The organism is Lactobacillus sp. CBA3606, from assembly GCF_002970935.1.
Taxonomy (GTDB): Bacteria; Bacillota; Bacilli; order Lactobacillales; family Lactobacillaceae; genus Lactiplantibacillus.
In genome coordinates, this window is the sequence record NZ_CP027194.1 from 1,083,332 (window position 1) to 1,104,695 (window position 21,364).

Here is a 21,364-nt window from a genome sequence, read left to right on the forward strand (position 1 = left end):
TTTTTAGTGTCGGAAGTGCCGGACACCAGTTGTCACCATTGCAATCCCATAACGGTCTGCCATTGCAATCGACGCTTGATCTTTAATACTACCACCCGGTTGAATAATCGCCCGAATGCCATGTTGCGCCGCAAAGGCTACACAATCATCCATTGGGAAGAAGGCATCTGAAGCCAAAATGGCATTTTCATAGCCGGGCTTCGACATCGCCTTTTCAATCGCAATCTTCGTCGAATCAATGCGGTTCATTTGACCAGAACCAACACCTAAAGTCCGATCCGCAGTTGTCACTACCATTGCGTTACTCTTGATATGTTTAACCACTTGTTGTCCAAATGCGAGGGCCGCTAATTGGGCTGGCGTCGGTTGTTGTTTCGTCACTACCGTAAAATCAGCTGGTTGTTCAAAAGCTTGATCAACTTCTTGCCGCAAGAGACCACCACCAACCGAAATTGTTTCAAACTGATCCGCCGTATGGGCTTGATCAAAATCAACTGTCAATAGTCGTAAGTTCTTCTTCTTAGCTAAAACCGCATAAGCATCGTCAGCAAAACTGGGTGCAATGATAATTTCCAAGAATAATTGATGCATTTTTTCAGCAGTGGCTAAGTCAACGGGCCGATTTAAGGCAATAATGCCACCAAAAATTGAAATATTATCAGCTGCATAAGCCTTATCCCAAGCTGATTCCAAGGTATCACCTAACCCGACCCCACAAGGATTCATATGTTTCATGGCAACGACGGCTGGCCGTTGATATTCACTGACCATCCGTAATGCGGCATCCGCATCTTTGATATTGTTGTAAGACAATTCTTTACCATGTAATTGGTGCGCAGCGGTAATTGAGAATGGTGTTGGTAACGCATTCTCATAAAAGGCCGCCTGCTGATGACTATTCTCACCGTAACGTAACGCTTGTTTTTTATCGTAGGTCAACGTTAATTTCGCTGGAAATTCATCAGTTGTTAAGTATTGGGCAATTAGTGCGTCATAAGCAGCGGTATGTTGGAAAACTTTTGCTGCTAACCGTTGCCGTAAAGTTGGGGTCACTGCGTCAGTTTGAAGCGCAGTCAAAATTAGTTGATAATCAGCTGGATCAACGATTGGTAAAACAGCTGCAAAATTTTTAGCTGCCGAACGTAACATTGAAGGACCACCAATATCAATTTGTTCGATTGCAGCCGCTTGCGTGACATCTGGCTGTTGAATGGTCGCTTTGAAGGGATACAGATTAACGACCACCATATCAATCGGCGTAATTCCAGCCGCCTTTAGTTGTGCCATATGGTCCGGCAAATCACGACGGGCTAACAAGCCAGCATGGACTTTAGGGTGTAAGGTTTTCACACGACCATCTAACATCTCAGGAAAGCCAGTCACGGTTTCAATGCCAATGACTGGAATTCCAGCCGCTTCCAAAGCTTTTTTGGTGCCACCGGTTGAAACTAACTCATAGTCTAAAGCCACTAACCCGCTAGCAAACTCTGTTAACCCCTGTTTATCAGATACACTTAATAATGCCCGTTTTGTCATTAGATTGCTCCTTCTTTGATGAGTGCTTGTAAGACGTCTGGATAAAATTGATGTTCCGTCGCATGAATCCGGGTGGCTAAAGTCGTCAGGGTATCGTCTGGTTTAATGGGAACCGATCGCTGTGCAATAATTTGACCGGTATCAATCCCAGCATCGATAAAATGAATCGTGACCCCGGTTGTTGCAACCCCCGCAGCCAATGCATCTTCAATGCCATGCCGACCCGGAAAATGTGGCAATAATGCTGGATGTAAATTAATAATCTTATGGGGATAAGCTGTGAGCAACGTATTGCCAATAATTCGCATATACCCCGCCAGTAAAATTGCTTCAATATGATGCGCTTGTAACGCAGTCAAAATTTCAGCTTCGGCTGCACGCTTACTGGCATACGCTTTAAAATCAATCACCGCAACAGGGATCTTGGCAGCTTGCGCTTTTTTAATCACGGGTGCGGCGGCCTGGTCACAGACCAACAAGCCAATCGTAGCCGGAATAGCTCGCGTTTGAATTGCTTGTTGCAATGCGACAAAGTTGGTTCCTTCCCCAGAGGCAAAAATCGCCAATTGTTTAAACATGGGATGCCTCCTGAAATTGGACCGGTTGATCAGCAACGGTCACTTGCCCAACTTGATAATAAGGCTGATTCTGGTGCGTTAAGATTGTTTGCACCGCCGCTAATTGGGCCGGATGAACAATGAGCACTAGTCCTAAACCAAGGTTGAAAGTTGACCGCACATCCGTGGGCGTGAGTTGCCCCAACTCAGCCAATAATGGCATAATCGGTGGCACCGGCCAGCTCCCCATTTCAAAGACTGCGCTTAATTTCGGTGGCAAAGCACGGGCGACATTTTCAATTAGCCCACCACCTGTGATATGAGCCATGCTAGCAATCAGGTTTTGTTGCAGTAGTGGCAACACCTGATTAACATAGATTTGCGTTGGCCGGAGTAATTCTGTTTGCAGGTCATGCCCTAAGACTTCAAAAACTTGGTCTAATTTAAAAGCATGTTGCTTGAACAAGATATCGCGAACTAAACTAAACCCATTCGCATGGAGACCGTTCGACGGTAGGCCAATTAAAATATCCCCCGCTTGAACTGCCGTTGGCGCCAACAGGTCAGCCCGGTTGGCAATTCCGACCGCAAAACCAGCTAAATCATAATGCTTTGCGCCATACATATCCGGCATTTCAGCTGTCTCACCACCGATTAGTTGCACGCCAGCCTGCTCACAGCCCTGCACAACCCCTTGTAAGATTGCTTTAACCTGCTGCGGATTCGTATGACCCAAGCCTAGGTAATCCAAGAAGAACTGTGGTCGCGCGCCTTGCGCCAAAATATCATTGACACACATTGCGACTAAATCAATACCAATGGTGGTGTGCTGGTTAGCCGCAATGGCAATTAAAAGCTTGGTCCCGACACCATCAGTCCCCGCCACTAGAACTGGTTCGTTGGCAACTGCTGCGTCCGATAACGGAAACGCCCCGCCAAAACCACCAATCTGGGCATTACCACTAAGTTGTTGTACGGCTTTTAAGACTTCATAACCCGCGTTCAAATCGACCCCCGCGGCTTTATACGCATCACTCAACTAATCACTCCTTGATTGGCTTTTTTGCAACTGGCGAATTTCTTCATCATATTCGGCTTGATAATCATATAGCGGGGTGGGATAGTCACCATTAAAATACGCCATGCAAAGCCCGCCGTATGGTGCGGTGACTGGCAACCCTACCGACTCAATCACACCCGCTTCACTCAGGAAGCCCAAAGAATCCGCCCCAAATGTGTGACACATCTCAGGAATTGTTTGTTGCGCTGCAATTAACTCCTTCGTCGTTTGAATATCAATGCCATAAAAACAAGGATAACGTAACGGCGGCGACGCAATCCGTAAATGAACTTCTTTCGCGCCAGCAGCCTTTAATAAGGCAACGATTCGCCGACTAGTTGTCCCACGCACGATCGAGTCATCAATCAAGACCACCCGTTTACCCGCGACGACTCCTTTGACAGCGGATAACTTCATGCGAACCCCTTGTTCCCTTAATGCCTGGGTTGGTTGAATAAATGTCCGGGATGAATACTGGTTCTTAATCAGTCCCATTTCGTATGGCAATCCGCTGGCTTCCGCATATCCGGTCGCCGCTGACAACGATGAATTGGGCACACCAACCACAATATCCGCCGCCACGGGTTGTTCTTGCGCCAACCGAGCACCCATTCGTTTCCGTGCTGAATGCACATTCACGCCATAAATATCCGAGTCTGGGCGGGCAAAATAAATAAATTCCATCGAACAAATAGCGAGTTGTGTCTGCGTCGTATAATGGTCAATTTTGATACCATTTTGATCAATCGTTAAGAGCTCACCCGGATGTACATCTTGCATAAAGGTTGCACCAACCGCATCTAGCGCACAGGTTTCACTACAAACCACGTAGCCCCCAGTGGGTAACTGCCCCACAACTAACGGTCGAAACCCATTTGGATCAAGGGCCGCAAATAAGCGATCATTAGTCAACAATAAGTAGGCAAACCCACCATGCACTTGTTGTAAGCCGGCCTTTAATTGACCCGTCAAGGTCAGTGCCGAACTACGTCGAATCAAGTGCATTAAAATTTCACTATCAGAACTGGCATGAAAAATTGCCCCATCCGCCTCCAGGTTTCGGCGTAATGTCACCGCATTCGTTAAATTGCCGTTATGTGCTAAGGCAAACTGGGCATCACTAAAATTAAATTCTAGTGGTTGAATATTTTCTACGCCATGATTACCAGCAGTCGCATAACGCACATGACCAACTGCCGCAGTACCAGTCAAGCGTGCCAATTTCGCTGGATCACGGAAGACATCCGCTAACAATCCTAAACCACGTTCTGATTGAAGTACCCCATGGTCATTGGCTGTAATGCCGGCGCCTTCTTGACCACGATGTTGCAACGCATGTAACCCAAAATACGTGAGTTGGGCAGCATCCGGTGACCCCCAGACGCCAAATAATCCGCATTCTTCATTTAATCCTTTTACTTCAGTAGGCACGGTAAGGCTCCTTCCCATAACCGCTTAGCAAAACTAACGGGTAAATCAAACGTCTGATCAGCGGTGGCAACGACTAACCGATCCGCTGTCGTGGTCTGCCCTAAATAAGTGGCATAAGTTCCCATTAAATTGTCGAATTCAGCCCGTTTATCAGCGGCTACTGAAATCACAAACCGGGATTGCGTTTCTGCAAAGAAGTGGGCGGCAGGTAGGGTACTCGTCAGTTGCACGCCTAACTCATTATCGAAGCAAGCCTCCGCAATGGCAGTAATTAGCCCCCCTTCGGAAACGTCATGGGCACTAGCAACCAATCCTTTTTGAATGGCCCGTAACATCAAGCGTTGATTCTGGTGTTCTGTAACCAAGTCAAAATCAAAGAGGTCACCCGCAATCTTACCGGTTAACATTTTTTGTAACTCGCTCCCATTAAAATCAGCCCCGGTTTGACCTAAAACATAAACCGCATCACCAGCTTGCTTAAAAGCCTGTGTCGTAATATCACGTTGGTGCTTAATCAACCCAACCATCCCAATCATGGGCGTTGGGTAGATAGCAGCGCCATTCGATTCATTATTTAACGAGACATTACCAGAAATCACTGGCGTATTAAACAACTGACAAGCTCGGGCAATCCCCAGCGCCGATTCATCTAAATCATAAAATTGTTCGGGTTTTGTTGGATCACCGTAATTCAAACAATCCGTAATCCCCAGCGGCTGACCACCAGAAGCCACAATATTGCGGGCAGCTTCAGCAACGGCAATTTCGCCCCCAACACGTGGATTCAAATACAGGTAACGCCCATTCACATCGGTCGTGACAGCTAAAGCTTTATCCGTATGCCGAATGCGAATAACGCCCGCATCCGACCCGGGTTTAACCACTGTATTCGTTTGAACTTGTGAATCATATGTTTCATAAATCGCTTTTTTGGAGGCAATTGTGGGTTGTTGTAGCAGCTTCTTTAAGGCGCCGGTAGCGTCGACAATTCGTGGCATAAATTGATGATGGCTAGCCTGACTGAGACGACTTGGGCGTTTTTTATCCCGTTGATAAACTGGTGCTTGCGTCGCCAAGGCATCTACCGGAACATCCGCCACTAATTGACCATGATGGAATAGTTGATACTGATGGCCTGCGGTTACATGACCAATCGTAACGGCCGCCAAACCATATTTTTCAAAAACGCGATAGATCTCCGCTTCAGCACCGGCTTTGACACACAATAGCATTCGTTCTTGCGATTCAGACAACATCAACTCATATGGTGTCATCTCACTTTCACGTTGTGGGACTAAGTCCAGATTCAATTCCAAACCACTGCCCGCTTTTGACGCCATTTCGGCCGATGACGAAACCAGACCTGCAGCGCCCATATCTTGAATCCCGATTAGGACCGCAGCATGGTCATGGATAACCTCTAGACAAGCATCCATTAACAGCTTTTCCATAAATGGATCGCCAACTTGAACGGCCGACCGTTGTGTTGCTTGCGCATCGTTAAATTCAGCGGAGGCAAAAGATGCCCCATTAATGCCATCACGACCCGTTTTAGCACCCACGTAAATCACACTATTGCCAATACCAGTAGCTTGTCCCTTTTGAATATCTGCTTGATTCAAAAGACCAACACACATCGCATTCACCAATGGATTCTTTTGGTAACATGCGTCAAAAGCAGTGTCACCACCAATTGTGGGAATACCAATACAATTACCATAGCCACCGATTCCGGCAACGACTTGTGAAATCAAATATTTAGTGTGTGCATCAGTTGGTTCCCCAAACCGTAAACTATCCAGTAAAGCAATTGGTTTGGCGCCCATCGAGAAGATATCGCGAATAATACCACCAACTCCGGTCGCCGCACCCTCATAAGGCTCAACAGCGGACGGATGATTATGACTTTCGGCTTTAAAAACGACCGCCTGACCATCACCAATATCAATAATGCCAGCACCTTCGCCGGGTCCTTCTAACACTTGTTCACCTTGGGTCCAAAACTTTTTTAAGACCGGTTTGGAATTCTTATAGGAACAGTGTTCACTCCACATTCCAGAGAATAAGCCGGCTTCAGTATAATTGGGTAACCGGCCCAACACTTCTTTACTAATGAGCTGATATTCCGCATCGGTAAGGCCCCAATCCCGATAAGCTTGCGTATCACGCAAGGCTTCCGGCGTCAATTCAGTCGTTTTAAGCATGTTGTGCCTCCTGATAATGTTCAAGTAATGACTTAAAGAGTCCTAATCCATCCGTCGAACCAAGTAAGGCTTCCACGGCCCGTTCAGGATGTGGCATCAAGCCCAAAACATTGCCTTGCCGATTCATGATTCCCGCAATATTAGCCACACTCCCATTCGGGTTATCTGCATATTCAAAAACAATCTGATGGTGCGCTCGTAACGACGCTAACGTCGCCGCATCACAATAATAATTACCCTCACCGTGTGCAATTGGTAATTGAATCGTAGTGGTGTCATAAGCCGTTGTAAATTGTGTATCGGGATTGCGAATGATGAGCTCACTCGTTCGACAAATGAACTTAGCCGACCGATTCGCCTGCAAGACTCCAGGCAATAAGCCCGCTTCCGTCAAAATCTGAAACCCATTGCAAACGCCTAAAACCGGTTTGCCGGCCGCTGCTAGCTTTTTTACAGCCTGCATCACTGGCGCAAACCGTGCAATTGCACCGCCACGTAAGTAATCACCATAAGAAAAGCCCCCGGGTAAGACGACCGCGTCATAAGCGGTTAAATCCGTCGTTGTCGCTGCTACCAGCTCCGCTTCCGCCGACAAACTATCCCGTAAAGCATTAACCATATCCTGATCACAATTGGATCCCGGAAAAACTGGTACGGCAAATTTCATAACTACTCAGCCTCCATCTCGGTGATTTCATAACGATAAGTCTCCATATTAACGTTCGCTAATAACTGATCACACATCGCATCCACTTCGGTTTCAACTGGTCGGTGCCCCGCCTGTAACTTGATTTCAAAATATTTTCCTAAGGCCACTTCAGTCACATTAGTATAACCAAGACGATGGAGCGCATCGTTAATTGCTTCACCCTTAGGATCAAGAATTGACGCTTTATAGGTCACATAGACTTTAACTAAGTACATTAAGCTTGGCTCCCTTCAACAGCGGTTAGGCGTTGTAACACTTCTTGATACACCGTGGTTAAATCACCGGTATTCTTGCGAAAAACATCTTTATCTAAGGAAGCCTGTGTCTGCTGATCGACTAATCGACAGCTGTCTGGTGAGATTTCATCCGCCAACAAAACTTTACCTTGATCAGTAAGACCAAATTCAAGTTTAAAATCAACGAGTTGAATCCCCATAGCCTTAAAAATAGCCTGCAAACGCGTATTAACCAACAACGCTTGCCGCTTCATTTCAGCGACAACTGCCGCACTAGCGACATCTAAAGCCGCGACTTGTGACTCATTAATAAAGGGATCATCTAACTGATCACTTTTATAGAAGAACTCTAAAACGGGCGTTGCAAATTTAGTAAGATGGGGCACCGCAAATTTACGTTCAAAACTACCAGATGCGGCATTGCGAACGACTGTTTCCAAAGGAATCATTTGGACGCGCCGGACTAATTGCACCCGGTCTGATAATTGTTCAATAAAATGATTCTCAATACCATGCTGCTTCAAATCCGTAAAAATCAAGCTAGCAATCCGATTATTCAACAGCCCTTTTTCAGTCACAGCTACTTTCCGTTTGCCATTTAAAGCAGTCGCCTGATCCAAGTATTCCACCCATAAGATTTCTGGATCATTGGTCGCATACATTTCTTTCGCTTTACCGGTATATAACAACGCACCTTTTACAAGTTCTGCCATAATTTATTGTGCTCCCTTCAATAGTTGCAACGACGCTAACGCTTGATCAATATCATTATTTAAGACGGTAATATGGCCCAGTTTGCGTTGTGGGCGAATAACCGCCTTCCCATAATCGTGAAAATGCCATTCCGGATGGGCCATTAAGTTCTCACGCGCAATCGTTAAGTCTGCCCCTAATAAGTTGCGCATAACGGCCGCCTGGGTTTGCTGAATAGCCGGAATAGGCAACCCACAAATACTACGAATATGTGCTTCAAATTGTGAAATATTACAAGCTTCAATCGTGTAATGTCCAGAATTATGCGGGCGTGGCGCTAATTCATTCACCAGTAAGGTGTCATCGGGCAAGACAAAGAATTCGATACCTAAAACACCACGTAGCTGCAAGGCTTGTGCAATTGAAACCGCAATTTTACGGGCACTAGCATGCACCTTTTCACCCACATTAGCGGGCGCAATCGTCGTATGCAAAATATGGTGTTGATGGCGGTTTTCAACTAAAGGAAAAGTCGTTACAACCCCGGCTGCACTGCGCGTGACCATCATCGAAACCTCTAATCGAAAGACTTGCCGGGCTTCTAGAATACAAGGCTGTTTTAATAACGCTAAGCCGGCGGGCGTTAAATCAGCCTGATTTAAATCAACTTGACCATGACCATCATAACCACCTGTCACAGTCTTCAAAATAGCGGGCATCCCGACCCGTTGACGCGCATAAGTCAACGTTTTTTGATCCGTTACGGGTGCAAAAGGGGTCACAGGAATACCGTGATCATGTAAGAATTGTTTTTCATTTAACCGATTCCCAGTAATGTGTAGGAGTTGTGTCCCTTGTGGTAAGGCGGCATACTGTTGGGCAGCTTTTAAAGCCGTTTCATCAACATTTTCAAATTCATAAGTTAAAACAGCACTACGTTTAGCTAAAGCTAACAAAGCAGTCTGATCATCATAGGCGGCCGTGATTTGAAAATCAGCCACTTGGGCAGCTGGCGCTTGCGGCGTCGGATCTAATACGCCGACATGATAGCCCATTGCTTTAGCACTCAATGCCATCATCTGACCAAGCTGGCCGCCGCCAATGATGCCGATTGTTGCTGGCGGTAAAATTGGTTGTTTAGAATTGCTGTTCACTAGCTTCTGCCTCCTGACGTTGTCGCTGGCGAAAGGCGATAACTGCTTGTTGCACTGTTGGTGTCGTTAAGCCTAGAATCTGGGCCGCCATTAGTGCAGCATTTTTCGCACCGGCTTCGCCAATCGCCATCGTGGCGACCGGGACCCCCGCCGGCATTTGCACAATTGACAGTAACGAGTCCACGCCATTCAAAGCGCGCGTCTTAATCGGCACCCCAATCACTGGCAAAACGGTATTAGCCGCGAGCATGCCCGGTAAGTGAGCGGCACCACCCGCGCCCGCAATAATGACCTGTAACCCGCGATCAGCAGCCTGTTCACCATAAGTTTGCAGTGTTGCCGGCATCCGATGTGCTGAAATAATATGTCGTTCGTAGGAAATCCCCAACGCTGTTAACTGATTAGCCGTCAACTGCATGACCGGCCAATCCGAAATCGACCCCATTACTAAACCAACCTTCGCCATTTCAATCCCTCTTTCTTTGTTTTCACCATTAGTTTAGCAACTCAGTGGCCAACTGTCAACGAATTTCTTAACTTTATCAATAAATAGTCGTTTTAATGTTCGTGTTTTAAAGATAAACATCTTAGAAATATTAATATATTTCTAAGATGTTCGGCCTTTAACTGCTTGATTAAGCGGGTTTGCTCCCCTTTAAGCAGCCTCGGTCATCATAATATTTATATTAAACAATCAAAAAACGAGCCTGGGATGCACCCAAGCTCGTTTTTTTACCTTTTAATTTTAATTGCAAGCGGACGTGCTGTTTCACTTACTCATTCGCTGAAGCACCTGAAATACTGTCCACTGCTGGTGTCGTTGGCGCTGGTTTTGGTTCTGAATCAGCGGAAGCTCCCGTCACACTATCTGGTTCAGGTGTCGCCGCTTTAGCTGAAGCACCGGTGACGGCATCGGCCTTGGCCGTTGGATCCTTGGCTAAGACTTGCCCGGTATGTTCGAGATAATACTTAACAATTGGCATTAAATCAAGCACATATTCATTAATTCCTTGATAGTCACCTTGCTGATCGTGCATCGCCTGATAATAATGCATAATGTATTTTTCGGGACCATTGCCGGGCACTGGCAACTTGAATAACTTAGTCTGCCCAGTCCGTAACATATGAATCACTTGTTGAACATGGGGAATAGCACGTTTAGGATGACAATCGGCCATCGGATTCCCCGCCTGGGCTGGTGTCCGGGCAGCCAACATATCGGCCGCATCCGCATTGTGATTATAGTAAATGAATTGGTTATTCGCATCCGCAAATGTCAGTTCCATCGGCATGGAATTCAAGAAGTAATTCAGTTGATCAACGGTTAAAACACCACGATCTAACTTCACATAATCTTGACCCTCAGCCGCGCCCGTCTTTTTAGCAGCTTGTTCAACCCAATCAGCAGCGTGCATATCCACCCCATCAATCGTGGTCGCCACATGCCCCGTCGCATTCAAGTCTTCTGACTGCCAGTCATCAGCGGCAGCTTTGGCATTCATTTGATTAATCACACCGACAAACGTCACGAACTTAGTTAGGGTTGTTTTCAAGAACCCGACTGTCTTAGGATCTTTTAAGTTATTTTGATCATCAAATGCCGTCTTAACTTCACCTAACAAAAATTCATTGCCAGGCATGACCGTTGCGTCAACCCCTGGTGCTTCTAAGATTTGTCGTAGATTGAGTTGTGCTCGTGATGACCCTTGATCATAGTATGATGCGCCGACAATCATTACTGGCTTGCCAGACAAAGGATGAATCTTAAACGAAAGCCATTCAATCACACTTTTCAAGCTCGCCGTAATCGTATGATTATGTTCTGGTGTGGCGATAATCACGCCATCAGCCTGTCTGATTTTTCGACTTAAATATTGAATCGCTTCACTATTTGTTTGGTCATCGCTCTGATTAAACATCGGAATGTCTTGAATATCTAACAACTCTAAATCAATCGTATCACTAAAATGATTGGCCATAAATTTTAAAAGTGTTCGATTATAAGATTGGTCGGCTACCGAACCCGCAATTCCAACTAACTTCATTTAAAAGACTCCTATCTATAAATTATCCCAATCAAAATCACGAACTTCTTGCTGGTTTGCCGCATTGGCATGCTTTAATTGGGTCGTGATTGTCACAAAAGTTTGAAAATCAGCAAATAATCCGGCTAACTTAGCTAACTTTTGTTGATCAATTAATTGCCCCTGGTCATCAAAGGCTTGTAGTGAATGCCCCAATAAAAATTCTGAACTGGGCATAATACGTGCTCGTAACTCAGGTGAATCCAGAATTTGTCGCAAGTGGGCTTGGGCTCTGGAAGTCCCTAATGACCCGTAAGAGGCCCCAATAATCATGACTGGTTTGTCGACAAAAGGATGGATATGATAGGATAACCATTCCAAAGCGTTCATTAAAACGGCCGGCGCCGCATGATCATATTCAGGCGTACTAATGATAACGCCATCGGCTTGATCAATCTGGGCAGCAATGGTCTTAACTGCTGCCGGGACCTGTTTATCCGCCGGTTTGTTGAACATCGGTAATGCCTTAATCTCAACCAAGTCGATCTGCGCTTGGTCTGCAAAATGAGTCTGCATAAACTGTAATAGCTGGCGATTAGTCGATTGATCCGAATTCGTGCCAGCGATTGCGATAAATTTTTGCATTTAATTCAGCTCCTTATATAATTTAGGAATCGTTGTCTATATTGTAAACGATTTCACAATTTAAATCAAAGTGATATTTTGCTAATTCTAAAAAAGGGGCTTCTCCACGGTAGCCCCCACCTAATCAGTCAATATTCAGTTGCTGGTGCTGATTAATCACCAATCGGCTCAAGTATCGTGACTTGGACTAGTTAAATAACGCCGTCGTGCATTTCCGACTTAATTTAAATAGATTTTTCTTAAATCTGACACTTCTTGTTTGGTTAAGTTCAATTCAGTCCGTAAATAATGTTCAATATTACCCGATTGCCGTTTGATTTCTGCTAATGCCGTATCTAAATAATCTTCATTCACAGACCAGAGCGCCTTAATGCTGGCAATTGTTGCTGCCGAAGCGCCTTGATTGGTGGCCGCTTGTACAGCACTCGTAATGCGATCCGCCGAAGCCGTATTAGTTAATAAATAATCCTGCCGAATCGTTGCTTGGTCCACACCCAGGGCACTTAACAAATAAACTGCCCCCATCCCGGTACGATCCTTACCAGCTGTACAATGGAATAATAAAACATCGTCGGGCTGGTCATTGGCTAATAAACTATCAAAGAAACGCCGATATTCATATTTCGCATGCGCTTCATTGGCAATCATCCGATAGACCTTCAGCATGTGCCGATAGCCACTATCCGGATGAGTTTCCAAATCAGCAGTCATTTTATCCGTGCCATCCGAATTTTTAGTTTCATCTACATTAAAAACTGGCGCATACTGATACTTGGCCTGACCAGGGACCCGGTCGGGACTATCCAAAACTTCTTTCGGTGACCGAAAATCAATATCATAACGGACACCATATTGATCTAAGTAAGCTAAGTCAGTTTGCGTCAAGCTATCTAGGCCACCGCTTCGCAGTAATTTTTGCCACTTCACGGTATGCCCATCTTTAGTCTGATAACCGCCTAATTCTCGGAAATTAAATCCTTGCTGTATTGGTAATACCCGCTGTTTTTCCATTGCACAATCCACCTATTCTATAAGTTATCACGCTTCTAGTTTAACATTGCTAAGCGCTTTCGCCGAGATAATGTTCATCATTAATTGACAAAGTTGCCGACGGTGGGAAAATAAGACTAAGCAACTAAAATACGGAGGTTTTTCACATGACATCAAATATCCAACCAACCAGCTGGCAACCGGTCGCTGGTAACCATCAATCACCACTCGATTTAGTCACGACCAATGCGGTCAGCTCACAGCTTTCAGCAATTAGTTGGCGCCGCTTGTATCAAGCCAAATCGCGGCTAGCCGATACAACCACCCTGAAAGTTGCTGGCAGCGGTGCAGCCTATTTAAACGACCGCGATTTTGCTTTTCAACAATTACATTTTCATATTCCAGCTGAACATTTAATCGATGGTCAAGCTGCACCAATTGAATGGCATCTCGTTCATCAAAGCGCCACTGGTCAGTTGGCCGTTGTTGCCATCTTTGGCCGGCTTGGCAAACCCAATGCCAGCTTTCAAGCCCTGTTAGATCAAGCCACGACAACTGGCGATGCTGACTTTGCCACCCCAATTGATTTAACTGAATTATTACCTGATACTGGCACCGTCTATCATTATCTAGGCTCATTAACAACGCCGCCATTCACCGAAACCGTTGAATGGTATGTCTGTAGCGATGCTGTGATGTTGGGCGTCGACCAATTAGCCGCCTACCAAGCACAATTTGCCACTAACCAACGACCCGTCCAACCCTTGAACGAGCGACCAATCATTGCCGAACGATTTTAAATAAATGAGGTGTGTTTATGCCCAAAAAAGTTAAATGGGGTTTAATTATTTGTGGTGTGTTTCTATTATCCATTATTGGGCTTGGACTGGCTACACAGTTGCATACTGATAAGACGAGTCACGTTATCACTGATCAACGCCGACCCTTAATCATGGTGGGCGGCAGTAACAGCACCAAGACCGACTTTAAGTCATTAACCATGGCCCTCAACGCCCAACATCCGCACCCAACCATTATGGTGACAGTTGATCGGCAACAGCACATTTCAGCGACGGCAACCCGCGTTGAAAACACCAAAATTGATGATACTTTAATCGTCATTTATTTTGAAAACAGTGCTGATACCAATGCAAACATCATCGTCCAAACTCAGGGCCTGGTCAAAGCCATGCGGTACTTAGCCGATCATTATCACGTCAAAACGGCAAATGCCCTCGGTTACTCTAACGGTGGCTTAATTCTCAGTCGCTACGTTGCTGGCACTACTGCCAGTCAAACGGTCCCGCTTCACGACCTCATGTTGCTGGGAACCCCCTTCTTGGGCACAGACGCCAAACAACCGGATCGCACGCTATTCGCGCCATTATTGACCCATAAAAAACGCTTTAAAACTTTACATGCGGTCATTAATATTGCTGGTGATACCGGTAACGGTGACGATCAGGTCGTCCCACTCAGTAGCGTGACGGCGGGTGGACAGCTCTTTATGAACGAAGCTAAGCGTTACACTGCCATGACCATCACCAAAAAAGAAATTAGTCACACGAATTTGATTCAAGATCATTATTTGGCTCGGCTGGTGCGCCAAAATATCTTAAACCAATAATCCAGCAAGCCAATCGTGACCAATTTTCATCTATTCAATACTAAATACGCATTTTGAAACAATTTCTATTAAATAGACGCTACTTACAAACCAAAAAACGATTCATCACGTCCTTAAAAGAACGTGCCTTCCTTGCCTAATTTCAAAAAAGTAGGTTGACACAATAAAATAGCCGCTTTAAGAATTCACGAAATTCTTAAAGCGGCTATTTTTTATCGGCAAGACGATTAAAACGTGCGACCAAAATCCGGTTATTCTGCCGATGTCACGCTTGTTTTTTCAATTTATGAATTAGCCGTAGCAACAAAGTGTGCCAGCTTAGCGCCAGCCATGCCTGCACTGACCCCGACTAATAATTTAATCCGCGCCTTTTGCCCATTCAACCCCTGACAGAAAATCACGCCCATCTTTTTCAACTGGACACCCCCACCTTCGTAATCATAAACATCTTGGGCGATACCATTAAAGCAACGTGAGACCAAGACGACTGGAATGCCCTGATCAAGTAACGCTTGGACAGCAGGTAAGGTTACTGGTGGTAGATTACCAGCACCTAACGCTTCAATCACGACGCCATTAGTTGTTGGTTGCGCAATAGCTTCAAATAATTCTGGCCCCATACCGGCATACGCTTTAATCAAGAAAACATGATCCGCCACCGTTTCAATCGGACAGACGGTCGAACGTAATAAGGATTCAAAAAACACAATGCCATGCTTAGCTACTAAGCCAATCGGGCCAAAAGTCGGCGTCCGAAATGTGGCGACATTCGTGGTATGCGTCTTGGTCACATACCGGGCCGAATGAATTTCATCATTCATCACGACCAAGACCCCTTTATCAGCAGCATCAGGGGTACTGGCCGTTTGAATTGCAGTTTCTAAATTGTGCAGGCCGTCGGAACCAATCTCATTGGCCGACCGCATGGCGCCAGTGACCACGACTGGCAACTCGTTTGGTAACGTTAAATCTAAAAAGTAGGCGGTTTCTTCTAAGGTATCAGTCCCGTGGGTTACCACCACCCCGTCAATGCCCTCATGCGCCGCCTGGGCAATGCGTTGTTTTAGTGCCAACATCTGGATTGGCGTCATATGTGGTGACGGCAAATTAAAAATATCTTCCGTTTCCAATTGGATTTCACCACTAAATGGATTTTCATAACTATCCAACGGATTTTGCGCCCCCGGTGCCATATTACCTGCAGCATCAGCTGACATCGCAATTGTACCACCTGTATGTAACACTAATATCTTCTTCACTTGTTCATTTCCTCCTAGCCGTACGACCAAATCTTAGTAAGCATAATTTTAGGCCAGGCTAGCGTTGATTGCAATCACAAAACCACGTCTCTTCTAATAATGTTACTGGTCCATCAGCAGAATGCCACAATTAATCATCAAAACAAGAAACGATTCATCACGTCTTTAAAAGAACGTGTTTCCTCGCCCAATTTAAAAAAAAGCATTGACAGATTAGTCCATCACCCTTATAGTTAGTTACATAAGTAATTAACCGCATAACAAACGAGCAACTAAAAAAAGGAGTTATTCAATTATGACAAGCAATCCAATCATGACAGTCACCGACCTTCACAAAACTTACGGCAAAGCCGGTAGTAAACAATACGAAGCTTTAAAGGGTATCAACTTCAACGTTAACGCTGGTGAATTCGTCGGCATCATGGGCGCTTCTGGTTCTGGGAAGACGACGTTACTCAACATGTTAGCCACCTTGGACAAACCAACTAGCGGGCAGGTCACCATTAATCAACAACCAATTACCCATTTAAAGGGCAATCAATTAGCTGATTTCCGGGCAAAAGAAATTGGGTTTATTTTCCAAGACTTCAACTTGTTAGAAACGATGACCGCTTATGAAAATATCGCCTTACCATTAACGCTTCAAAATACACCGGCGAAAAAAATTAAACCGGCAGTGGCTGCCGTTGCTACCCATTTAGGCATCAACGACTTCTTAACGAACTATCCTAATGAACTGTCGGGTGGTCAAAAGCAACGGGTGGCCGCCGCGCGGGCGCTCATCAACGAACCTGCCATTCTATTTGGTGATGAACCCACTGGGGCATTGGATTCAAAATCAGCGCGCGAATTATTAGAGCTATTTACCACCATCAACGCCGCACAAGCCGTTTCAATCTTGTTAGTCACCCATGATCCTTTTTCTGCCAGTTACTGTCAACGTATTTTATTCATCAAGGATGGGCAGATCGAACAAGAATTAAAACGTGGGACCCAAACTAGACAAGCCTTTTATCAACAAGTACTCGATACCCTTGGCACATTCGAACAATAGAAAGGAACTTCTCAATGTTAACCAAACTTGCTATGACCGGTTTTAAACATCGTTGGCGTGATTATCTCGTCCTATTCTCCGGTTTAATTATGTCCAGTGCCATCTTCTATATGTTCGAAGCCTTGGCAACTAATCAAACTTTTCTCAAACAAAATACCAGCATCAGTATGGTCGGCTTTATTTTCCAATTTGGTTCGGTCCTCCTGACCATCATTACCTTGGTCTATATCGGTTACGCCAATTCATTTTTGCTGAGTATGCGCAAACGTGACTATGGCCTCTTCATGTTAGTCGGCGCCCGCAAAGGTAAAATCGGCCAATTAATTTGGCTAGAAACCTTACTAGTCGGCATCACTGCGACCATCATCGGTATCTTGGTCGGACTGTTGTTAACAGCTGGAATCAGTCAATTATTAATTACCAGCTTAGGACTGACCTTACACCATTTGTCCGCGTGGTATTTACCAGCGGCCGTCACAACCTTACTACTCTATTTAGGGTTATTCTTATTAGCCGGTCTATTCAACTTAATTACCTTAACCAAGACCCCGGCTTTGAAACTATTACACAGTAATGACCAACCCAATCGGCCACAACTAAAACCAATTCGGCAACTGATCGAAGTCATCATTGGCCTCATCTCAATTGGCGTCGGCTACTGGTCAATGGCCCATTTAGGCGACCTACAACTGGCTGGTATTGGCATTGCGTTAGTGACAATTGTTGTCGGCACTTACTTGTTGTTCAACGCGGTCTTTGTTTGGCTAGTGGTTTTATTAAAGCGGCTACCATTCGCGCAACGCGGTTTAAATGGCTTTACGTTATCACAACTCGGTTTTCGAATTCGGAATTACACCAAAATTTTAGCAATTGTTGCCATGTTATTTGCTTTGGCATTAGGCGCAATCACAACTGGGATGGGCTTTCATCGTCAGGCCCCGTTAATGGCTGCCGCTAGTAACGCCTACGATATGGGGCTCGTTAATGCGACTACTGCCGAAAAGCAACAAGTCACTAAGCTACACCCAACGCGTCAAGCAACTTATCACTTTAAAGTTGGTAAAAAAGCGATCTATTATCAAGCCACTGATTTTAATCAACAGCCATTCACGACAGTTGAAAGCCATGGTAAAGATCAATTAACTTTCAAGTCGCAAACGAATAATGCCCAGCAGTTTAAAAAATCAACTTTTAGTTATCAGCTGGCCCAACTTCAAGGTAGTGCTAATCAACAATTGCCAGCAATTTTAGTTTCAGCTAAGACATTTGCCCAATTACCACAACCTTCAAAACAATTATTAATCTTTGCAACCAAAGATGTGACCGCTCAGTTACCAGCTCTAAAACAGTTAGCGCAGCACCAACAACAACGTGATACTGGCCTAAAGGCTGAAAACTTAGGTGGCCGTTATGGCTACTACCAGCTGCTTAACGGGATGTACTCAGGCTTAGAATTCATGGGCTTTTTCTTAGGGGTCGCCTTCTTAGCAATGTTAGCCAGTTGTCTAATGTTCAAAATCTTGTCGGGGGCCGCAGCTGACCGGCAACGTTATCAGATGTTAACCAAGATTGGTACCCGTTCAGCCTACCAGAATCAGGCTTTGGCTAAAGAAATTGGGATTCTCTTTGCTTTACCTGGTATTGTCGGGGTCGTGCATGTTTTATTCGGCCTACAAATGTTCAAGTTCTTGATGGTTGGCTCACCTTATGTCGGCATCTGGTTACCATTCGTCATTTTTGCCGTCCTCTATCTGAGCTACTACTTGATTACAGTCCACATTTATCGGCGCATTGTTTTGCATTAAGCTTTTGGAGGAGGAAATAAATCATGGTATACTTTGGATTAGTCACTTTGTTAATCGTTATTACACCCATCCACCGTTTCGGTCTGGCCAATCGCCAGACCTTTTGGCTAGGCGGGCTCATGCCAATCCTGTGGCTCGTTGTGAATGGCATCATCGCCAATATCACATTGTATGCGCATCAAGATATGCTCTTGGCAGTGCTTGGTACCCTCTTACTCGGTTCAAGCTGGGTTGCCGCTCGGATTGACCGAACGGAACACCAATTACCCTTAATTCACCACCACAAGGTTGCGGCCAAATAACGATTAACCCACTGCAATGAGGTGAAAAATATGCAGTTCAACTTTAATAGTACTGAACCAATCTACTTGCAAGTCGCTGATCAAATCGAAGAAGCCATCTTCGCGCAAACCTTTGCCGAGGGGGAACAGATTCCTTCAACCACTGAAATTTCAAAAGAGTTTCATATTAATCCGGCCACTGTTTTAAAGGGCATGAATATCTTAGTCGATGCCAGCCTCATCGAAAAGCGACGCGGGGTCGGCATGTTCGTGATTGCCGGCGCTCAAAGTCGGATTGTCGCAAAACGCCGTGATCAATTTTATGATGACTACGTTAAAAATCTCGTGAGTGAGGCACGTAAACTTCATATCACTAAACAAGAACTGGCACAACTAATTGAACGGGGGTTTTCAGCATAATGGGGATTCAAATTCAAGCGCTCAACAAGCGCTTCCATCACCAACAAATTCTAGATAATATTAATTTGACTATCGAGCCTAATAAGATTTATGGGCTCTTAGGTCGTAACGGCGCCGGTAAAAGTACGTTACTCAACATTATTAGCAATCGGATTTTTGCCGACAGTGGTACCCTCACTTTAGATGAGGAATCACTGCCCGATAATGATCACGTGTTAAATAATATCTATTTGATGAGTGAAGTTAATCTATACAATGAACGAGCCCGGCTCAATAAGCTCTTCAAAACGACCGCCCTTTTCTACGGTAGCTTTGATTTGGCTTATGCGACAGAACTAGCTGATAAATTTGGCTTAGATTTAACTTCCCGGTTTGGTAAATTATCAACTGGGTATCGCTCTATTTTCAAATTAATTGTGGCCCTGTGCGTCCCCGCCGATTATATTTTCTTAGATGAACCAGTACTTGGATTAGATGCTAATCACCGTGAATTATTTTACCAAGAATTGCTTGAAACCTATGCAGAGCGACCACGGACGTTTGTGATTTCGACCCACTTGATCGAAGAAATTACGAATTTAATCGAGCACGTTTTCATCTTAAACGACCACCAAATTGTCGTTAATGGCGACATTTCCGATATTTTGGACCGGGCCTATACCATCACTGGGCCACAAAAAGAGGTGCAACAATACACACAAGGGTTGAACATCATCGGTGAAGACCACCTTGGGGGTATTACCGCCCATTATGTTTATGGCCCGTTGGAAGACGATCGACCACTTCCAGATACGGTTCAGCTGGAACATGCTGACCTACAAAAATTGTTCGTTAACTTGACGAATACCAAGGAGGAAGCACATGTCAACTAAAACCCGGGCCGTGACTCGTCACTTACTAAAAGAATACACACAAACCTTGGGCTGGTCATATGCCATCGTCTTGATTGTCCTCGTCGTCTTGCCGGTTTTATTTTCATTATTGACTGGTGAAATCAGCAAATATGATTTTGCCAGTAATTTTGCCAATTTAAACGTTGGGATGATTTTTGGCTTTGTGGTCTTCATTCTTTATGCGCTGACCTATGATAATTTCAAATTACTCATTCAAAATGGAATTTCGCGCAAAACATATTGGCAAGCACGCCTCAGTAGCCTAACCATCTTTAGTTTGTTTGGCACGTTAATTGCTTTTATTTACAACTATGGTATCGCTGCCCCATTACTGAATACCACTTTACAAAGCAAATTAAATAGCACTTATTATCAACCCTACAGCCATTTTTTCGGGACACAACTGCTTTGGAATCTTCTCGGTAATACGCTGTTTACATGGATTTTCTTCATTGCCTTAGGAACTTTTGGCATGGCAATTGGGAGCATCTTTGCCTTACTAACGAAGTTCGTTCGCCGACTTTGTTTCGTTGTCATTCCAATCCTTGGGGTCTTCTTGCTGGGGTTCATCTCATCAGTCACGGTGACACACCTAAATGACCGCTATGCTTTCGATGGCTTTGCCAATTTTGTTAAATTTCTCGTTGGTTATCATGCCAAAAATGGCTACTTCAATCCTTGGATGCCAATGGCCACGATGATCATTGGGAGTGTCATTACGGCTGCCATTGCTTACTGTTTCAATCAGCAGTTAAAAATTAAAAACTAACGCAAAAAAGTTTGAGT

22 protein-coding genes are annotated in these 21,364 nt (G+C 44.9%); 8 read left to right on the plus strand and 14 right to left on the minus strand.

What is annotated here, in order from left to right; genetic code table 11:
- Positions 1–3 precede the first annotated feature (3 nt).
- From purH to C5Z26_RS05485, 13 genes are all read right to left on the minus strand, one after another.
- Positions 4–1,536: a bifunctional phosphoribosylaminoimidazolecarboxamide formyltransferase/IMP cyclohydrolase gene (gene purH, locus C5Z26_RS05425; protein WP_105448967.1), complete on the minus strand. Its 1,533-nt coding sequence runs from the start codon at positions 1,534–1,536 to the stop codon at positions 4–6.
- A complete protein-coding gene (gene purN, locus C5Z26_RS05430) occupies positions 1,536–2,114 on the minus strand; it encodes a phosphoribosylglycinamide formyltransferase (RefSeq protein ID WP_105448968.1) in 579 nt (192 codons plus the stop codon). Before purN ends, purH begins: the two co-directional genes overlap by 1 nt.
- Entirely contained in the window at positions 2,107–3,132 is a 1,026-nt protein-coding gene (purM, locus tag C5Z26_RS05435) for a phosphoribosylformylglycinamidine cyclo-ligase (protein WP_105448969.1), read from the minus strand. The genes purN and purM overlap by 8 nt, the downstream gene beginning before the upstream one ends.
- Complete coding sequence (purF, locus tag C5Z26_RS05440; RefSeq protein WP_105448970.1) at positions 3,133–4,584, minus strand: amidophosphoribosyltransferase; 1,452 nt, start codon at positions 4,582–4,584, stop codon at positions 3,133–3,135. It abuts the gene before it with no gap.
- The gene (gene purL / locus C5Z26_RS05445) at positions 4,569–6,788 is read right to left on the minus strand and encodes a phosphoribosylformylglycinamidine synthase subunit PurL (protein WP_105448971.1); all 2,220 of its coding nucleotides are present in this window, start codon (positions 6,786–6,788) and stop codon (positions 4,569–4,571) included. The genes purF and purL overlap by 16 nt, the downstream gene beginning before the upstream one ends.
- Positions 6,781–7,455 (minus strand): phosphoribosylformylglycinamidine synthase subunit PurQ, encoded by a 675-nt coding sequence (gene purQ, locus C5Z26_RS05450; protein ID WP_105448972.1) that lies wholly within the window; start codon positions 7,453–7,455, stop codon positions 6,781–6,783. Before purQ ends, purL begins: the two co-directional genes overlap by 8 nt.
- A gap of 2 nt (positions 7,456–7,457) precedes the next feature.
- On the minus strand, positions 7,458–7,712 hold the full coding sequence (purS, locus tag C5Z26_RS05455) for a phosphoribosylformylglycinamidine synthase subunit PurS (RefSeq protein ID WP_105448973.1): 255 nt from the start codon (positions 7,710–7,712) through the stop codon (positions 7,458–7,460).
- Positions 7,712–8,446 carry a phosphoribosylaminoimidazolesuccinocarboxamide synthase gene (gene purC / locus C5Z26_RS05460; RefSeq protein ID WP_370447984.1) on the minus strand — a complete coding sequence of 245 codons (735 nt, stop codon included), beginning with the start codon at positions 8,444–8,446 and terminating at the stop codon, positions 7,712–7,714. The genes purS and purC overlap by 1 nt, the downstream gene beginning before the upstream one ends.
- A 3-nt stretch (positions 8,447–8,449) precedes the next feature.
- Positions 8,450–9,580, minus strand: a complete 1,131-nt coding sequence (gene purK, locus C5Z26_RS05465; RefSeq protein WP_105448975.1) for a 5-(carboxyamino)imidazole ribonucleotide synthase — start codon at positions 9,578–9,580, stop codon at positions 8,450–8,452.
- Positions 9,564–10,046, minus strand: a complete 483-nt coding sequence (gene purE / locus C5Z26_RS05470; RefSeq protein WP_105448976.1) for a 5-(carboxyamino)imidazole ribonucleotide mutase — start codon at positions 10,044–10,046, stop codon at positions 9,564–9,566. The genes purK and purE overlap by 17 nt, the downstream gene beginning before the upstream one ends.
- 307 nt (positions 10,047–10,353) lie before the next feature.
- Positions 10,354–11,625, minus strand: a complete 1,272-nt coding sequence (locus C5Z26_RS05475) for an NADPH-dependent oxidoreductase (RefSeq protein ID WP_105448977.1) — start codon at positions 11,623–11,625, stop codon at positions 10,354–10,356.
- 15 nt (positions 11,626–11,640) lie between these two features.
- Positions 11,641–12,249 (minus strand): NADPH-dependent FMN reductase, encoded by a 609-nt coding sequence (locus tag C5Z26_RS05480; protein WP_105448978.1) that lies wholly within the window; start codon positions 12,247–12,249, stop codon positions 11,641–11,643.
- Positions 12,250–12,468: 219 nt separating this feature from the next.
- Complete coding sequence (locus C5Z26_RS05485; RefSeq protein WP_105448979.1) at positions 12,469–13,260, minus strand: tyrosine-protein phosphatase; 792 nt, start codon at positions 13,258–13,260, stop codon at positions 12,469–12,471.
- 146 nt (positions 13,261–13,406) lie between these two features.
- Between C5Z26_RS05485 and C5Z26_RS05490 the strand changes: the two genes are divergently transcribed.
- Both C5Z26_RS05490 and C5Z26_RS05495 read left to right on the plus strand, forming a co-directional pair.
- Complete coding sequence (locus tag C5Z26_RS05490; protein ID WP_105448980.1) at positions 13,407–14,039, plus strand: carbonic anhydrase family protein; 633 nt, start codon at positions 13,407–13,409, stop codon at positions 14,037–14,039.
- A 17-nt stretch (positions 14,040–14,056) separates the two neighbouring features.
- Positions 14,057–14,866: an alpha/beta hydrolase gene (locus tag C5Z26_RS05495; protein WP_105448981.1), complete on the plus strand. Its 810-nt coding sequence runs from the start codon at positions 14,057–14,059 to the stop codon at positions 14,864–14,866.
- 284 nt (positions 14,867–15,150) lie between these two features.
- Here the strand turns inward: C5Z26_RS05495 and C5Z26_RS05500 are convergent, their stop codons facing one another.
- Positions 15,151–16,125 (minus strand): asparaginase, encoded by a 975-nt coding sequence (locus C5Z26_RS05500; RefSeq protein ID WP_105448982.1) that lies wholly within the window; start codon positions 16,123–16,125, stop codon positions 15,151–15,153.
- 295 nt (positions 16,126–16,420) lie between these two features.
- Between C5Z26_RS05500 and C5Z26_RS05505 the strand changes: the two genes are divergently transcribed.
- The 6 genes from C5Z26_RS05505 to C5Z26_RS05530 are packed head-to-tail and all read left to right on the plus strand — an operon-like array spanning position 16,421 to position 21,347.
- Positions 16,421–17,179: an ABC transporter ATP-binding protein gene (locus C5Z26_RS05505; protein WP_105448983.1), complete on the plus strand. Its 759-nt coding sequence runs from the start codon at positions 16,421–16,423 to the stop codon at positions 17,177–17,179.
- 14 nt (positions 17,180–17,193) lie between these two features.
- On the plus strand, positions 17,194–18,984 hold the full coding sequence (locus tag C5Z26_RS05510) for an ABC transporter permease (protein WP_105448984.1): 1,791 nt from the start codon (positions 17,194–17,196) through the stop codon (positions 18,982–18,984).
- Between the two features lie 23 nt (positions 18,985–19,007).
- Positions 19,008–19,286, plus strand: coding sequence for a hypothetical protein (locus C5Z26_RS05515; protein ID WP_105448985.1), 279 nt, complete (start codon positions 19,008–19,010; stop codon positions 19,284–19,286).
- Between the two features lie 30 nt (positions 19,287–19,316).
- Positions 19,317–19,685, plus strand: coding sequence for a GntR family transcriptional regulator (locus tag C5Z26_RS05520; protein WP_105448986.1), 369 nt, complete (start codon positions 19,317–19,319; stop codon positions 19,683–19,685).
- Positions 19,685–20,557, plus strand: coding sequence for an ATP-binding cassette domain-containing protein (locus C5Z26_RS05525; RefSeq protein ID WP_105448987.1), 873 nt, complete (start codon positions 19,685–19,687; stop codon positions 20,555–20,557). The genes C5Z26_RS05520 and C5Z26_RS05525 overlap by 1 nt, the downstream gene beginning before the upstream one ends.
- Complete coding sequence (locus C5Z26_RS05530) at positions 20,547–21,347, plus strand: ABC transporter permease (RefSeq protein WP_105448988.1); 801 nt, start codon at positions 20,547–20,549, stop codon at positions 21,345–21,347. Before C5Z26_RS05525 ends, C5Z26_RS05530 begins: the two co-directional genes overlap by 11 nt.
- Positions 21,348–21,364 lie beyond the last annotated feature (17 nt).

Coding starts and splice junctions, on each gene's coding strand:
- purH (WP_105448967.1), bottom strand. CDS start 1,536: ATGACAAAACGGGCATTATTAAGTGTATCTGATAAACAGGGGTTAACA.
- purN (WP_105448968.1), bottom strand. CDS start 2,114: ATGTTTAAACAATTGGCGATTTTTGCCTCTGGGGAAGGAACCAACTTT.
- purL (WP_105448971.1), bottom strand. CDS start 6,788: ATGCTTAAAACGACTGAATTGACGCCGGAAGCCTTGCGTGATACGCAA.
- purQ (WP_105448972.1), bottom strand. CDS start 7,455: ATGAAATTTGCCGTACCAGTTTTTCCGGGATCCAATTGTGATCAGGAT.
- purS (WP_105448973.1), bottom strand. CDS start 7,712: ATGTACTTAGTTAAAGTCTATGTGACCTATAAAGCGTCAATTCTTGAT.
- purC (WP_370447984.1), bottom strand. CDS start 8,446: ATGGCAGAACTTGTAAAAGGTGCGTTGTTATATACCGGTAAAGCGAAA.
- purE (WP_105448976.1), bottom strand. CDS start 10,046: ATGGCGAAGGTTGGTTTAGTAATGGGGTCGATTTCGGATTGGCCGGTC.
- C5Z26_RS05475 (WP_105448977.1), bottom strand. CDS start 11,625: ATGAAGTTAGTTGGAATTGCGGGTTCGGTAGCCGACCAATCTTATAAT.
- C5Z26_RS05480 (WP_105448978.1), bottom strand. CDS start 12,249: ATGCAAAAATTTATCGCAATCGCTGGCACGAATTCGGATCAATCGACT.
- C5Z26_RS05485 (WP_105448979.1), bottom strand. CDS start 13,260: ATGGAAAAACAGCGGGTATTACCAATACAGCAAGGATTTAATTTCCGA.
- C5Z26_RS05490 (WP_105448980.1), top strand. CDS start 13,407: ATGACATCAAATATCCAACCAACCAGCTGGCAACCGGTCGCTGGTAAC.
- C5Z26_RS05495 (WP_105448981.1), top strand. CDS start 14,057: ATGCCCAAAAAAGTTAAATGGGGTTTAATTATTTGTGGTGTGTTTCTA.
- C5Z26_RS05505 (WP_105448983.1), top strand. CDS start 16,421: ATGACAAGCAATCCAATCATGACAGTCACCGACCTTCACAAAACTTAC.
- C5Z26_RS05510 (WP_105448984.1), top strand. CDS start 17,194: ATGTTAACCAAACTTGCTATGACCGGTTTTAAACATCGTTGGCGTGAT.
- C5Z26_RS05515 (WP_105448985.1), top strand. CDS start 19,008: ATGGTATACTTTGGATTAGTCACTTTGTTAATCGTTATTACACCCATC.
- C5Z26_RS05520 (WP_105448986.1), top strand. CDS start 19,317: ATGCAGTTCAACTTTAATAGTACTGAACCAATCTACTTGCAAGTCGCT.
- C5Z26_RS05525 (WP_105448987.1), top strand. CDS start 19,685: ATGGGGATTCAAATTCAAGCGCTCAACAAGCGCTTCCATCACCAACAA.
- C5Z26_RS05530 (WP_105448988.1), top strand. CDS start 20,547: ATGTCAACTAAAACCCGGGCCGTGACTCGTCACTTACTAAAAGAATAC.